A 15510-nucleotide genomic window follows, 5' to 3' on the forward strand; every position below is an offset into this window, starting at 1 on the left:
ATGCGGTCATGCTTCGCCCCTACAAACATATTTGCCTTGCGCCAGATGCACCCGGTTTTTAGGTCTACTGTCTAACGATTAGGCGCTCGATCCCCCCTTAGCTTGCCCCCTAACTTCCCTTCTTAAGGGGGGACAAGATTCCAATTCAAAGTCCCCCTTCTTAAGGGGAATTTAGGGGGATCTCGCAAGAGAATCAAAGCGAGATTTATCAATGGTTTCAACGAACTCCTAAACGATCTTTAAAATAAAGGCGGTAGAGATTGCACAGAGGAATTACATCATTACCTCGCAGTTCCACTAAACCCAGACTGCGAAGTTTAAAGGCGAGATTTGCTTCTAATCGTACCGGATTGGAACTAGCAATTACTTGTTTCATTGCTGCTTCCAAATTAGGATCGGCGGTGAGGTTAAATAAATGGCGGCGTAAATGATCGCCATAAATTCCTTCTTCTGTAGGCGCCATCTGTAAAAATTGTTCGAGGTTCAAAGAATCGCGAGCAATTTCATAGAGGGCTTTTCTTAACAGGTAAGGATGCCCGTCTACTATTCCGATGAGTTGTTCTATTTCATTCTGAGATAAATTCAGTTGATGTTTTTGTACTAATTCATTGATTTGTTGCTGGTTGAATTCGGGCAACTCTATTGGTAAACCTACATTGAACGGCGATTGGTTGATGTTGAGGGGAATATAAACTTCTTTGGAATGGGAGATTACTAAACGCAGTTTTTGCCAAGCTGGTTCGTTTTTGCCTTTTTCATGCCACGCCCGCAGTAATCCAAAGAATTCCTGGGCAACTTCGGGATGTTGAAACACTCGATCTACTTCATCCAATCCTAAGGTTAATGGGGAGGTAATTGTTGCTAACAGGTAGCGCTGAAAATAGTTGCTGCCTTTTTGTTTGCTACCCATGCCTTGTTTCCAGTAGTCTGGTACTCGATCGTCTAAATTTAAGGCATTGGTGATTTCGCCGCAAAACCACTGCAACAACTGATCGAGATTGGTAAGAAAACTTGCATCAGCAGATTGAAAGTTTAAATACGCTGTTTGATGTCCTTGTTGTGTTGCGTGGTGAAGAATGCGCTGTACTAAAGAGGTTTTTCCCATGTGATGGGGTGCTTTGATCCGAATTAAAGCTCCTGCTTTGAGTATGGTTTGGTAGCAGTCGGATTCGATGGGAGGACGATCGATATATAGCTGACAATCTAAGCTAACGGAACCTTCTGGGTTATCTAAATTGAGGAGAGGAGGAGGTGAGGGGGTCGATTCCCTACGGGATAGCTTCGCTTCACGCGCATTTGCCACCGCAGACGACGACTCCTCAAGTATATCGCTAACGGGAGCATCGGTCGATCGATCTACCGCACCAGCAAAATCTGACTTCTCCTTTAAAACTGGAGTGAGTTCTTCCGGGATGCCTGCCATGCTGATGCTAACACAGCCTGACTTATAGGCAAACTCTATAGACTCCCCGGCTGCCAGTGCGTCATAAAATCCTACGGCAAATTCTCTGGCGGCATTATCTCCCACCGCTTGCTTCATACCAATAACATAGGGTATGTGATGTGCGATCGCAGCCGCTTGTACGTCCGAATAACAGGCGTTGAGTACCACGCATTCTACCCGATCCATAAACAGCTCGAACAAACCTGCTAGAGCTTTGGCATTTACCAGTTTAATCTGTCCCGTCTCATTCTCTAGAGCTAAACCGTCCTCTCCCGCACCATGCCCGGAAAAATGGACAATCTCTGGTTTATAATCTAGTACAGCTCGCTGCATTTCTCGTGGCGTCACCGCCCACTGTTGCTCTAATTGAAATTTGTCGCGCTTTTTTGAGCGTTGCAGGGCATCTGAAATTTCCTGAACCTCTTTACCTAAAAGCAGAGGAGTGGAGTTTTTGGGGTTAGCTGCCAAAAACAGGATAGTTTTTTTCTTTCTTGGGGAACTATTCATATAGCAGTTGACAGTTAACAGTTAACAGTTGACATTTAAGCACGGGAATCAAACTGTTGATTCGTAAAGAAGTCTAGGCTTTATTCATGCAGTTGACAGTTGACAGTTGACAGTTGACAGTTGACATTTAAGCACGGGAATCAAACCGTTGATTCGTAAAGAAGTCTAGGCTTTATTCATGCAGTTGACAGTTAACAGTTAACAGTTGACATTTAAGCACTGGAATCAAACCGTTGATTCGTAAAGAAGTCTAGGCTTTATTCATGAGGTTATTTACCTTCTAAACGATGTGGCGGTTGCTATAAATGGGACTTTGACTAGAGTTGATGCGCATTGGTGTCAACAATCGCCTGAAACCCTTGAAAAATCTCTATTTTATCCTCTTGCCAGAGCCCCCTCGCATCCCCCTTCAGAAGGGGGATTTTGAGAATAATCTTGTCCCCCCCTTCTGAAGGGGGGCTAGGGGGGATCGGGTCAAATAAATTAACCAAAATTATTTTAGAGACTGGTTTGCGGGCGATCGCCAATATCAGCCATAACACCCGTAAACCCGATTCGATGGGGAACTTTTAAGCTCGAAAATCCGCTAAAGCCTTCAATGCAAACTGTGGCAAAGCTAACATCCGGCGCCAGCGCCAAGGTTCTTGATAAAGACGGTACAACCATTCTAAATGATTGTCGCAAAACCAAGCCGGCGCGCGGTCTTTTGTTCCCGCCCAAATATCAAAACTACCGCCAACTCCCACCCAAATAGACTGCGGACAAAGGTGTCGGTTGTTCGCAATCCAAAACTCTTGGCGAGGCACTCCCAAGCCGACAAAAATGATTTTTGGCTGCATTTGTTTGAGGCTTTCACAGAATTCTGTTTCTTCATCAGCAGAAAGATAGCCGTGTTGAGCCAAAATCGACAATTGATTAACTTTTTGCTGCCAAGTTTCCGCCGCCTTCGCCGTCACTCCGGGCGCACCTCCAAAGAAAAATATCGCTTCGGAATTAGGCAATTTTCCGGCCTGTTGGAGCAGCGATTCTGCTAGTTCAATTCCCGGATAGCGCTGTGCCGGTTTGCCGCGCATTCGCAAATACAGCACCACTCCCGAACCGTCGGGTATCACGAGCTCCGCAGAGCGAATTACCTCGGCTAAAGCCGGATTTTGCTCGGCTTGCATTGCCATTTCTGCATTCAGCGTCACGACGTGACTCCCTAACCCTTGATGCAGGCGCTCTATCAGCCAACCTGCATAATCGTCTAATATGTGAACTGGTAGTCCCAGCACTGAAAATTGCGGATGCGATCGATCCATATTTCTTTACTTTAAGATTCCTACACACTTAGTTGTTTAAATTAGCTTAGTTTGGCGATCGCTCCTACACAAGTCTTGAACGCCCAAAACCCGATTTTTGCCACCAAAAGTCTGTTAAGTCATCATTCCGTGGCCGATAAACCGGGTTTTGTACGAGACGCAATGCGTCACTGACTTAGAGTTGTGGTCTAAATTACGCGCGTGCGAAGCTATCCCTCTTCGTGAATCGCCCGTTACCGTTCAATTTTCTTGACAGAGCCGTCAGCGTACCATTCCATCGGTACTAGCTCAATTTTACCATTAATTTTCACTGTAGAGTAGACAATTTTTACGAAAGGAACGCTGTTATTATTGTGGTTGCGGTTAGACATGACAATTACCTTGTGATGTTTGCAGAACTTGAGAAATGATAGAATCTCTGATATATTTAAAAGTCTATTCACCGCAATTGAACTCGCATCAGGAAAACCAAGGAAAACGAAATGGCGATCGCAACAACCCAGCGGCAAACCCGGTTAGATTATTACTACCAGCAAATCAAAAACGTCATCCTCAAACGCCAGAACCCAATCACCGGTTTGCTGCCGGCGAGTACCGCCGTTAACGCCCACGGCGACTACACCGATGCCTGGGTGCGCGATAACGTGTACAGCATTTTGGCAGTTTGGGGTTTGGGTTTAGCTTACCGCAAAATTGATGGCGATCGCGGTAGAACATTTGAACTCGAACAAAGCACAGTCAAACTAATGCGCGGCTTGATGTTTTCTATGATGCAGCAAGCAAACAAAGTCGAACGTTTTAAAAATACTCAGTTACCGCTAGATGCCCTGCACGCTAAATACAATACTCAAACTGGGAGTATTGTTGTCGGCGATGACGAGTGGGGACACTTGCAGTTAGACGCTACATCTATATTTTTGTTAATTGTTGCTCAAATGACGGCTTCGGGATTGCATATAGTTTTTACAATCGATGAAGTCAATTTTGTCCAAAATTTAGTTTACTACATTGGCAGAGCTTACCGCACGCCCGACTACGGAATTTGGGAAAGAGGCCATAAAATTAATCGCGGTAATGCCGAATTAAATGCCAGTTCTGTCGGTATGGCAAAAGCAGCACTGGAAGCAATAAATGGATTGGATTTGTTCGGAGTTAACGGTTCTCAAGCATCGGTAATTCACGTTTTGCCGGATGAAATTGCCAGAAGCCGCATCACTTTGGAATCGCTTTTGCCTCGCGAATCTAGCTCAAAAGAAGTAGATGCTGCTTTATTGAGCGTGATTAGTTTTCCGGCTTTTGCTGTGGAAGATAAAGAATTAGTAGCACGGACTCGCAATAAAATTATTGACAAATTGCAGGGAAATTACGGCTGCAAGCGGTTTCTGCGGGACGGACACCAAACAGTTTTAGAAGATGCCGATCGCCTGCATTACGAACCGACAGAATTAAAGCAGTTCGAGCATATAGAATGCGAGTGGCCGCTATTTTTTACTTATCTGCTCTTGGACGGTATATTTGAGGGAAATCAAGCCCAAGTCGAAGAGTACCAGCAGCGTCTGGCATCTCTGGCAGTCGATCGCGCTGGTTTACCTTTACTACCAGAATTGTACTACGTCCCCGCTGTAAATATAGAAGCAGAAAAATTAAATCCCCGCAGCCAGCAGCGCTTACCCAACGAAAATGTTCCCCTAGTTTGGGCGCAAAGTTTATATTTTCTCGGTCAATTGCTGAACGAGAAATTAATTGCAGTGGGCGATATCGATCCGCTAGGAAGGCATCTGTCAGTCGGCCAGCAAAGAGAACCTTTAGTGCAAATTGCCCTGTTAGCTGAAGACGAAGATTTGCAAGCAGAATTAGCCGCTAACGGCATTGCAGCCCAAACCCCCAAGCAAGTAGCACCAATTCAAGTCCGCCAGACTAAGGAATTATCCGCTATTTACGCGGAGATTGGACGCAACGACCCGCTAGGCTTAACCGGCCGCCCCGTGCGCCGTTTGCGGAGTTTGACGACTTCCCGGGTGTTCAAAATTCGCGGAGAGGCGATCGTATTTCTCCCCTCATTTTTGGACAGAGAAGAATTTTACCTAACTCTAGACTACCATTTTCTAGTATCTAAAATCCAAAGTGAAATCGCTCACATTCACCGCCACTGGTATCAGTTGGGACGCCCCACAGTAACGCTGATGTTAACTCATGCGATGCTGGAAACCGGCCGGGAAGCGTTGTTAGACTTGATGAAAGAACTCCGGGACGGACACTGCAAAAACACGCCAGTCAAACTCGGGAATCTCAACCAGTTAATGCTGACTGCGGGTACGGAAAGAATTGATTTCATGCACGATTTTGAATTCACGGAATCTCCGGTAACAGGTGCAATCGAAACCCGCAGCTATCTAGGTTACAATCCCGAAAAAACTTGGCCTTTGGGTCACACGCAAGAATTCAAACTAGAGTGCGAAACTAATACTAAATTGTTGCTCGCTAGCCTGCGCGGTTCAGAGAACTTGTACGAACAAATAGAACTGCTGCACACGTTGATTCGACTAAAAGGAGTAAATTTTGATACAGGATTTGGGGGGGCGGAAGCAACAGTAAAAGTTGTGGATTTGCTCAACGAAGTTTATACAAAAGCTGGAGAAAGTTCGCAATCAAAAATCCAATGGGCCGTCATCCGCTATGCCGCAGGTTTGCTCGACAAAGTTGATATCAGCTTGTCAGATGGGGTAACAGATATTTTGGTCAGACAAAAACAAATTGCTGTGGGGAAAGCCTACAGCGAAGATTCGGTGATTTCGCGGCCTGGTTCTTACATGGAAGTGATGGATAAAATTCGGGAATTCTGCGGAGAAGATGTTCGCGATCGAGTTCTCACCCAAGAAGTTATTATCTATCTCAGCGTCCTAATTAAAGCCGAACCCCAGTTATTTAAAGGTCTGCTGACACTGAGAGTTAGCTACTTTATTTTGTTGTTAACCAGCGAATTAGCGCGCGAATTGGGAGTTACGCAAAATGAAGCTTACGAACATTTAATGCAGCTAAGTCCCTTTGAAATCAAAAATCGCCTGCGCCAAGTGTTGACAGAATATGAGGAAATGAATCAAATCCTCAAACAGCAAGAAACTCTGCGCGTCAAACAGCCGGAAAAAGATATTGAATGGGTAGTCGCGCCAGTTTCGGAAGAACTGCAAATGCCTGCGGGAGGATGGCGTCGCAAGCGGCAAATGGAAGGCGCAGTCAATCGCGTACCGAAGGATTTTTATCCGAGTGTTTGGGGACTGCTGCGGCACTGCAAAGGCTTGATTATTGGCGATAAATTAGAGCGCCGCAATCGCCTGGACAGCGATGTTATTTTATCGGAAATGACCCCAGGCGAAAAGAATTTTGCGCTGCAAATCGAGCATTTGCTGAACAAGATTGTGGCACCAGAATATCGGCAAGTCAATATTGAGGCGCTGATGGAGTTGGCGGCGATCGCCCAGCGAAACCCTGAATTAAAAGTAGAAGAATACATCGTTTTAGATGTGTTAGTCGGTCACGCAGTGCGCCTGAATTGGCAGGGAAAACACCCGGAAAGAGCCGATAAATACGACGAAGATAAAGCGGCGGCTTGGCAAGGATTTTACAATACTTCGCCTTACGTTTGTGCGAGTCACGTCCTGGATGCTTTCCGATTCTTGACAAAGTTTGGATAGATAGAGTCTGCCATAGATCATTCGGCGGTTGAAACCGCAACTACACAAACGAAGTCCGCCTCCGCGGACTAAGAAATAAGGGAGTAAGCTTGATTTTGTCTCACAGTTTTGTCACAAGTCTAGTCAACAGAATATTTGCAGTAAAATAATGTCAGCCATTAGCTCAACTACCCGTGTCATAATCAAAGCATACTTAGAAGTTTTCATCGAAAATCTTGTCAATGAATACAGAGGACGGCTAATACCGAAACTTGATATTCCAGAAGCACATTTATCATGCAAATCCTCTAAAGGTCAATTGAAACCGTTTCACGTCCTGGATGCTTTCCGATTCTTGACAAAGTTTGGATAGATTGCGTGTGGCCATAGATCATTCGGCGGTTGAAACCGCCACTACACAAGCGAAGTCCGGATGGTGCGCGGACTAAGAAATAAGGGAGTAAGCTTGATTTTGTCTCACAGTTTTGTCACAAGTCTAGTCAACAGAATATTTGCAGTAAAATAATGTCAGCCATTAGCTCAACTACCCGTGTCATAATCAAAGCATACTTAGAAGTTTTCATCGAAAATCTTGTCAATGAATACAGAGGACGGCTAATACCGAAACTGGATATTCCAGCAACATATTTATCATGCAAATCCTCTAAAGGTCAATTGAAACCGTTTCAGGCTGCTATTATGCCCTCAGAGTTGCTGCGGATTAACGAGTTTGAAAGAGGTTTCAGCAGTAGCTTGGGTACAACATATGAAGAATGTGCAAAACTCATTGCTTTGGAACATCACCAAGAAGCAAGCAGAAGCTATGAAATTGCTGGCGAAGTTAGCGTGGAGGCTATCAATGAAATTGAGCGTCAGATAGCGCTATTCGAGCAGTCAGCAGACAAAAATGCAACTAAACCTGGTTTTGAAGGAATGATCCAAGCTGTTCTTGAGGCTCAAAAAACCAACCATTTAGTTAGGCGATCGGTCAAAGCAGATTTGTACGTACTATCCCATGACGGGAGGAAATTTTTCTTTGAAATTAAAGGGTCAAAACCCAACAAAGGACAATGTTTGGAGGTAATTCAACGCCTGCTGAGATATCATTTACTGTGCGGGCAGTCTCGCCCCGATGCTCAATCTTATTATGCTATGGCTTACAATCCTTACGGGCCAAATCGTTCAGACTATAAATGGTCAGTGGCCAGGAAGTACACGCCCTTTGAACAAGCTGTCATTATGGGACATGAGTTTTGGAATATTATAGGGGGAGAGACTGCTTACGAAGAACTTTTGGATATATATCAAGAAGTCGGACGGGAGAAGGGTAAGCATATGCTTGATGCTCTTGCTTTTGGATTTTAGTAAAGTATGAGTTTCTTCTCAGCTTTCTTTTTTCAGTTAACTGATATTTAAAATTGATTTGAGGCGAAATAAAAGTGTCACACCAACTTCATGAATTATTAGCATTTGTTTTAGAGAAAGAAGTAAGACTGCCTGCCAGAAAGTCTCGATCTTTCGCAGGTCACTTTGCGGATTTAGAAGAATTTCTTAACTTACAAGCAGAAACACTCAGAAACGGCATCAGTAGCATATCTGGAAAAACAGCGATCAGATTTACTTCTGATGAGATAGAAAGCATTTTAGCATTTATATCTTTAGGCAAGCTTTCACTGGAACTTACTATAGCTGAAAACTTTTTAGGCAGTATTTGTCGGGATTTTACAGGGCGACAGCTAGTTATGGTTGAAAATCTGACTTTAGGGAAAATTCATCCCAACCCATTTTTAATCAGGGCGTTAAATCTGGACACTCCCGAAGAAGTTGTCAGGCTTAATGTTTATATGACTGCTACTAGGTCTATTGTTACTTCAATGGGATTTTTTATCCAAAAACTATTGATATCTTGCTCTGAAAGTGCAGAAAGTCTACCGGAAGAGTCAGGATGGGACGCAATTAAAACTACCAGTGATGGCGATCGCTGTTGGATACAGGTCAAAAGCGGCCCGAATGATATGGATAAAGACCAGATAGTATATTGGGCTGCGAAAATTGAGGAAAAGATTCAGGAGGGCGATCGCGCTTATATTGGTATAGCTTACGGCAAAAGAACTAATAAAACTGTAACGCTTGGTTTGCTGAAGCAAATTTTGCCTAATTCGGAAATGATAACTTTAATCGGTCGAGAACTGTGGGATTTTGTCAGTGAAGATACTCGCTATACTGTGAATCTGTTTGAAGTTTTGCGTCTATCCGCCAGTCAAGTTTTAGCACAAAGTTCTATTGCTGATGCTATAGAAAGGTGTAGCGATCGACTGATCGATGAATTTACCGACAAGTACGGCGAGGGAAGTCAAGGTGTTTTTAACTACATCGCAGATATATTTTGATTTACAGGTTTGCAGCAGCCCAGAATGGCAACTACAAACCCCTAAACTACAAAACTCCTTTAGAGCTCGGAATCCGACTGGCGCGCCGGGGATCGATCGCCACCGCCATCCGCACAGCCCGCGCAAATGCCTTAAACGCGGCTTCGACAATGTGATGAGAATTCCCCCCCTGCAACTGTCTGACGTGCAGTGTCATTTGAGAGTGGTTCACCACCGCAGCAAAAAACTCTCTCACTAACTCGGTGTCGTAAGTGCCGATGCGCTGGGTGGGAATTTCCAAGTTGTAACTTAAATGAGGCCGTCCCGAAAAATCTAGCACTACTTCAATTAATGCTTCATCCAGCGGGGCGATGAAGTGTCCGAAGCGAGAAATGCCCGATCGATCTCCGACAGCTTTTGCTAGGGTTTGACCTAAGGTAATGCCCACATCTTCGTTGGTGTGGTGGTCATCGATCGCCAAATCCCCGATCGCCTGTACATCCAAATCGATCAATCCGTGAGAAGCAATCTGCTGCAACATATGGTCTAAAAATGGAATTCCTGTAGACGCCTTGCAAGTTCCCGAACCGTCGAGATTCAGGCTGACAGTGACATCTGTTTCGAGTGTTGTGCGCTTCACCAAGGCGGCCCTGGCGACTGTGTTACTGGAACTTGGAGGAGGTACAGGCGGGCGATCGATTATTTCCATAATTCGCAATTGGTCATTCATTAGAATTAATTAGTAATTTGGGATTAACACTGCTTTGTAGCGAACAAAAGACTGTTATTGACAGTTGACTGTTAACTGTTGACTGTTGACTGTTAACTAATGACAACTGACCACTGACAACTGACCACTGACAACTGTCACAGGTCAACTGACCACTGACAACTGACAACTGTCAACTGTCACAGGTCAACTGTCAACTGTTACATTCCCATGATTTCGTAACCGGCATCGACATACAAAACTTGACCCGTAATCCCGCTAGAGAGATTGCTGCACAGAAAAGCCGCAGCATTTCCCACTTCCTGCTGAGTTACCGTCCGCCGCAGCGGGGCCACTTCCTCAACGTGGTGGATCATGTCCAGAATGCCGCCAACTGCTGACGAAGCCAAAGTCCGAATCGGGCCCGAAGAAATCGCATTTACCCGAATATTTAACGGGCCGAGTTCCGCCGCCAGATAGCGCACATTCATTTCCAAAGCAGCTTTAGCAATTCCCATGACATTATAATTAGGAATTACCCGCACGCCGCCCAAATAAGTTAGCGTGATAATGCTGCCGCCTTCTGCCATCAGCGGTTTAGCAGCAGCACAAAGTCGTACTAGCGAGTAAGCGCTAATATCCAAAGCATTGGAGAAGCCTTGGCGCGAGGTGTTGCTGAAATCTCCCGAAAGTTCGTCCTTGCCGGCAAAAGCCAGACAGTGAACTAGGATATCTAACTTGCCCCACTTGTCGGCGATCGTTTTAAAAGTAGACTCGATTTCGCTTTCGTCTTGGACATTGCAGGGCAGATACAGACTGGGATTGAGCGGCTCCACGAGTTCGGCGACTTTGCGCTCGTGCTTGCCTTTCTCGTCCTTCAAATAAGTTATGCCGAGATTAGCCCCTGCTTTGTGGAGCTGCTGGGCGATGCCCCAGGCGATCGAGCGATTGTTGGCAATGCCCGTAACAAGAGCATTTTTTCCGGTCAAATCTATCATCTGTATTTCTTCTAGAAGCAACTTGCACCGTTCTCGTTGGCTGTATGCGACAACCCCGCCAGTTTAGACACAACTGATTCAGATTTAACTGATTCAGACACAATTGAGACACAATTGAGACACAATTGATATTAATTTTGCTGTGGAGCTATATGGAGGCGGAATTGAAAAAGTTAAGAGAAGGGCTAGATTTAATCATACAGCGTGTGCTTACCTTAACATTAGATAACAGTAACAGAATCCCTAAACATTGGAGGTAGGGCAGTATATTTACTCAATAAGGTTAATCGACAAGTTAAAAACTATTGGTTAGTACAAAGGATCTCGTCGTGACACATGATAGACCGCTAGCAGCCGTGTTCCGCCAAATCAGCGGCGGGGCGTTTCCACCCATTGTGGAAAACTTTGAACGGGGCAAGACAATTTTTTTCCCTGGAGACCCGGCTGAGCGCGTCTACGTTCTCATTAAAGGTGCTGTGAAGCTCTCCAGGGTGTACGAAGCAGGGGAAGAAATTACAGTCGCCCTGCTGCGCGAAAACAGCGTATTTGGGGTGCTGTCTCTGATTACGGGACACAGATCGGACAGATTTTATCACGCGGTAGCCTTTACGCCGGTGGAATTGATCTCGCTGCCGATCGAACAAGTGGAGAAAGCGCTCAAGGAAGACCCGGAATTGTCGATGGTGATGCTTCGGGGACTGTCGTCTCGGATTTTGCAAACCGAGATGATGATCGAAACGCTGGCACACCGAGATATGGGATCGAGACTCGTCAGCTTTTTGTTGATTCTGTGCCGGGATTTTGGCGTGCCAAGTACGGATGGGATTACGATTGATTTGAAGCTGTCCCATCAGGCGATCGCGGAGGCGATCGGCTCGACGCGGGTAACTGTGACTCGTTTGCTGGGGGATCTCAGACAAGAAACCATGATCTCGATCCACAAGAAAAAGATCACAGTTCACAATCCGGTGGCCTTAAGCCAGCAATTCACTTGATGCCGAGAAATTATACGATTTTGGATTTTGGATTCTAGATTCAATCCAAAATCCACAATCTAAAATAAGAAATCGGAATGACTGCTGGATACATCTTAATATTTGTAATGTTAGTGTTGGGCGGTGTGATCGCTACTGTTAGCGATCGCCTTGGGACGAAAGTTGGCAAGGCTAGGTTGAGTTTGTTCAAACTTCGCCCCCGCGATACTGCTGTTGTGGTGACAGTGATGGCCGGCAGCATCCTGTCAGCAATTACTCTGGGCATTTTATTTGCTACCAGCAAGCCGCTGCGAACCGGAGTTTTTAGCATAGACGAAATTCAAAAACGGCTCAACAACGCCCGCAGAGAAATCAACCAAGCCACTCAAGAGAAAAAACGAGTTGAAACTGAATTAGCTCAAGCTTTGGCCGCTCAAGCGCAAGCTAAAGCCAATTTAGAGCAAATTAATCAATCCCTGCAAGCAGCTAATGCCGAACAAGCCCGCACGCAAACAAAATTAAATTCGCTGCGGGCCCAACTCAACAGCGTGGAAGCAGCCAAGTCTAAAACCCAACAGCAGTTAAGTCAGGTAGAAGCGGCGAAATCGCAAACGGCTGAACAGCTTGCTACTGTGGAAGCTGCGAAATCTCGCACCGAAGAACAATTGAAATTGGTGGAAACGGCGCGATCGACTACCAGAGCTCAGCTCGATCGCACCGAGAACCAATTGAAAACAGTTTCAGGTCAAAAAACGACTTTGAGCTCGGAAATCGCCGAACTGCAAGCGGAACGCCAACAGTTAATCCAGCAGCGAGAAGAGGTAAAAACTCAAATTGCGCAGCGGGACAAGGAAATTGCCCAGCGAGAGGCAGAAATTACGAAACGAAATGCGGCAATTGTCGATCGCAACCAGCTAATTGCCGAGCGGGACAAGGAAATTGCCGAGCGTGCGGAAAATCTCGCCCAGCGCGATCGCACAATTGTCGAGCGGGACAAGGTAATTGCGGAGAGGGAAGCACTCTTAGAAACCCTGGGACAGCAACAAGCTCAACTCGAACAGCAACAAACTTTATTGCAACAGCAAGTGCAAGTTTTGGAAAGGGACTTTCAAGCAATTCGCGAGGGAACAGTTGCAATCAGGCGCGGTCAAATTTTAGCTGCTGGCGTCGTTCGCATACAAGAACCGGGTACGGAGAGTCGCGCGATCGATCGACTGTTGCAAGAAGCAAATAAGACCACTGTCGGACTGATGCAGCCGGAAAATACTAAGGTAAGAGAGCAAGTTATTCAAATTACTAAAGCCGAAATCGATCAATTAATCAGTCAGATCAAAGACGGTCAAGATTACGTAGTGCGGATTGTTGCGGGCGCGAATTACCTGCGACAAGAAAAGCGAATTAAGGTATTTGCAGAAGCCGAAATCAATCGAGTGGTGTTCCGGGCTGGAGATGTGATTGCAGGGGTGGCTGTCGATCCCGTAGCCTTGACAGACGAACAGGTGCGACAACAGTTGCAGCAATTGATCGAAGCTTGTCAATTTCGCGCTCGGTTAATTGGTGTTGTCGGCGGTAGAGTCCAAGTTGCGGACAATCGGATTGAAACTTTGGGCGGTTTTGTCGATCGACTACAGCAATATGATAAACCGCTGGAAGTTCGGGCGATCGCCGCCGATGTCACATACATCGCCGGGCCGCTGAAAATAGATTTAGTTGCTCTGTCAAACGGAGTCGTGGTTTTCCGCACCGGACAACAAGATCCAGGTAGGGGAGATTTGAAACTTAGATAAGAAGTGCGATCGATATATCGAATTCGAGCAAAAATTTTGGGCGATCGAACCACAATTTTGCTTGACTTTTTCGCAGGCTTGACATATCATTAAATAATGGGAATCCGTGCCGCCATATATATAAAAATTATATAGCAATCGTAGAGTGCATCGCCACCAAAAATCTGGAAGCACCACCAACAATCTCGCAGCGACGCACCTTACCCAATTAGTAGGGTGTGTCGCCACCAAAAATCTGGAAGCACCACCAATAATCTCACAGCGACGCACCGCACCGCTAAGAGGGCAAAGAAAGAAAATAAGAATCGATCCTTGAGATATTGACATCACAGAACAAAATTTTGCTCAATTAAAATGCAGGAGCGTGCGGTGTAATGTCAGAGAATCAAAATGAACCCAGAGAATACGATGCCGTCCGTGGCGGTCAAAACTTAATTCCTGCCAATGCTGCGGTACTCGGAGGCATTCCCGGCGTTAAAAGCCGCTTAGCCTCACCCATTATCGAAGTGAGAATCGCCGCCCTCTCCGAAGCACTCAAATATGGAGAAGCTGGTTTAGATTTGATAATGCAAGCATTGCAGCACGATGAATCAATACAGGTGAAATTTACTGTCTGTTCACTGCTGAAAGATAGAAACGAGGAGAAGATAAAGCAACATTTACGTAACTATTTTGAATTTGATGTCATCACAGTCGATGCTGAAGGAAAAGAAAACAGTCGCATAAAGTCTTTTGCTCATTACTTCCCTGAAGACTTAGGTAATGGAGTTGTACTAGAAATGGTTTACATTCCTGGTGGCACATTTATGATGGGTTCGCCAGCAACAGAATCAGGTAGAATGAGTTGTGAAAGTCCGCAGCATCAAGTAACAGTACCGACTTTTTATGTAGGAAAATACCCCATCACCCAAGCACAGTGGCAAACAGTGATGAGAAATAATCCATCGCGCTTTAAAGGTAAAAAACGTCCTGTAGAAAGTGTAAACTGGCATGATGCTGTAGAATTCTGCCGAAAACTTTCTGAAAAAACAGGCAAGATTTATCGCTTACTTTCGGAAGCAGAATGGGAATATGCTTGTCGCGCCGGAACTACAACACCTTTCTATTTTGGCGAGACAATTACCACAGATTTAGCTAATTATAACGGGAATTATCCCTTCGGTGGTGAACCGAAGGGACTTAACCGCGCACAAACAATGGATGTGGGGAGTTTTCCTCCGAATCCCTTTGGACTTTATGATATGCACGGTGAGCTTTGCGAATGGTGCAGCGATAAGTGGCACATTAACTATGACGGCGCACCGACTGACGGAAGTTCTTGGGAAACTGGAACACATGATTACCGAATCAAGCGTGGAGGTTCGTTGTACCGCAATGCGTTCTATTGCCGTACTGCCTTCCGTAACTACGACTATGCGGGCGACTTGCTCCTGATGGTGGGTTTTCGTGTTGCGGTAGCTTTGGCTGTCCCTTCCTCCCTGTCTTCCCTGTGAGGACTCTTCTCTACTCTTTAGATAGTAGGGTGCGTCGCCATCTACAATTTGCAAATCAAATCGACAATCTCACAGCTACGCACCGCCTGCACAGGCGTGAGAGAAACCGGGTTTTGGCGCGGGGGTGAAAGAAACCGGGTTTTTTGGATAAATTAAAACGGGAAGTAAAGATTATGACAAAAACTTAGTTTCTGATTTTAGGCATTATATGGCCGCACGGATTCCCATGATGATATAATATGTCAATCCCACAAAAA

Annotated in this window: 11 protein-coding genes; 6 read left to right on the forward strand and 5 right to left on the reverse strand. The window is 45.5% G+C overall.

Annotated elements, in window-relative coordinates:
- Positions 1-217: 217 nt before the first annotated feature.
- The 3 genes from QT974_RS17225 to QT974_RS17235 form a co-directional block, all read right to left on the reverse strand.
- Positions 218-1951, reverse strand: coding sequence for an AAA-like domain-containing protein (locus QT974_RS17225; protein WP_333469665.1), 1734 nt, complete (start codon positions 1949-1951; stop codon positions 218-220).
- A gap of 569 nt (positions 1952-2520) precedes the next feature.
- Positions 2521-3252, reverse strand: coding sequence for a WecB/TagA/CpsF family glycosyltransferase (locus QT974_RS17230; protein WP_333469666.1), 732 nt, complete (start codon positions 3250-3252; stop codon positions 2521-2523).
- A 233-nt stretch (positions 3253-3485) separates the two neighbouring features.
- Positions 3486-3623 carry a hypothetical protein gene (locus tag QT974_RS17235; RefSeq protein ID WP_333469667.1) on the reverse strand — a complete coding sequence of 46 codons (138 nt, stop codon included), beginning with the start codon at positions 3621-3623 and terminating at the stop codon, positions 3486-3488.
- A 111-nt stretch (positions 3624-3734) separates the two neighbouring features.
- On the opposite strand from QT974_RS17235, the gene QT974_RS17240 reads away from it, so the two are divergent.
- The 3 genes from QT974_RS17240 (at position 3735) to QT974_RS17250 (ending at position 9313) form a co-directional block, all read left to right on the forward strand.
- A complete protein-coding gene (locus tag QT974_RS17240; protein ID WP_333469668.1) occupies positions 3735-6944 on the forward strand; it encodes a glycoside hydrolase family 15 protein in 3210 nt (1069 codons plus the stop codon).
- 504 nt (positions 6945-7448) lie between these two features.
- On the forward strand, positions 7449-8288 hold the full coding sequence (locus QT974_RS17245) for a TdeIII family type II restriction endonuclease (protein ID WP_333469669.1): 840 nt from the start codon (positions 7449-7451) through the stop codon (positions 8286-8288).
- Positions 8289-8362: 74 nt separating this feature from the next.
- Positions 8363-9313 (forward strand): PmeII family type II restriction endonuclease, encoded by a 951-nt coding sequence (locus QT974_RS17250; protein WP_333469670.1) that lies wholly within the window; start codon positions 8363-8365, stop codon positions 9311-9313.
- A gap of 46 nt (positions 9314-9359) precedes the next feature.
- Here QT974_RS17250 and hisB read toward each other — a convergent pair whose 3' ends face one another.
- Together hisB and fabI are read right to left on the reverse strand one after the other, a co-directional pair.
- Positions 9360-10001, reverse strand: coding sequence for an imidazoleglycerol-phosphate dehydratase HisB (gene hisB, locus QT974_RS17255; RefSeq protein WP_442933189.1), 642 nt, complete (start codon positions 9999-10001; stop codon positions 9360-9362).
- 221 nt (positions 10002-10222) lie between these two features.
- Positions 10223-10999 carry an enoyl-ACP reductase FabI gene (fabI, locus tag QT974_RS17260; protein ID WP_333469672.1) on the reverse strand — a complete coding sequence of 259 codons (777 nt, stop codon included), beginning with the start codon at positions 10997-10999 and terminating at the stop codon, positions 10223-10225.
- 329 nt (positions 11000-11328) lie between these two features.
- Between fabI and ntcA the strand changes: the two genes are divergently transcribed.
- The 3 genes from ntcA to QT974_RS17275 all read left to right on the forward strand — a co-directional run bounded on the left by ntcA (position 11329) and on the right by QT974_RS17275 (position 15253).
- A complete protein-coding gene (ntcA, locus tag QT974_RS17265; protein ID WP_293145473.1) occupies positions 11329-11994 on the forward strand; it encodes a global nitrogen regulator NtcA in 666 nt (221 codons plus the stop codon).
- A gap of 77 nt (positions 11995-12071) precedes the next feature.
- Complete coding sequence (locus QT974_RS17270) at positions 12072-13760, forward strand: DUF3084 domain-containing protein (RefSeq protein ID WP_333469674.1); 1689 nt, start codon at positions 12072-12074, stop codon at positions 13758-13760.
- Between the two features lie 374 nt (positions 13761-14134).
- Entirely contained in the window at positions 14135-15253 is a 1119-nt protein-coding gene (locus QT974_RS17275) for a formylglycine-generating enzyme family protein (protein WP_333469675.1), read from the forward strand.
- Positions 15254-15510: the final 257 nt, after the last annotated feature.

Source organism: Microcoleus sp. BM001215392, from assembly GCF_036700185.1.
Taxonomy (GTDB): Bacteria; Cyanobacteriota; Cyanobacteriia; order Cyanobacteriales; family Microcoleaceae; genus Microcoleus.

Coding starts and splice junctions, on each gene's coding strand:
- QT974_RS17225 (WP_333469665.1), bottom strand. CDS start 1,951: ATGAATAGTTCCCCAAGAAAGAAAAAAACTATCCTGTTTTTGGCAGCT.
- QT974_RS17230 (WP_333469666.1), bottom strand. CDS start 3,252: ATGGATCGATCGCATCCGCAATTTTCAGTGCTGGGACTACCAGTTCAC.
- QT974_RS17235 (WP_333469667.1), bottom strand. CDS start 3,623: ATGTCTAACCGCAACCACAATAATAACAGCGTTCCTTTCGTAAAAATT.
- QT974_RS17240 (WP_333469668.1), top strand. CDS start 3,735: ATGGCGATCGCAACAACCCAGCGGCAAACCCGGTTAGATTATTACTAC.
- QT974_RS17245 (WP_333469669.1), top strand. CDS start 7,449: ATGTCAGCCATTAGCTCAACTACCCGTGTCATAATCAAAGCATACTTA.
- hisB (WP_442933189.1), bottom strand. CDS start 10,001: ATGGAAATAATCGATCGCCCGCCTGTACCTCCTCCAAGTTCCAGTAAC.
- fabI (WP_333469672.1), bottom strand. CDS start 10,999: ATGATAGATTTGACCGGAAAAAATGCTCTTGTTACGGGCATTGCCAAC.
- QT974_RS17270 (WP_333469674.1), top strand. CDS start 12,072: ATGACTGCTGGATACATCTTAATATTTGTAATGTTAGTGTTGGGCGGT.
- QT974_RS17275 (WP_333469675.1), top strand. CDS start 14,135: ATGTCAGAGAATCAAAATGAACCCAGAGAATACGATGCCGTCCGTGGC.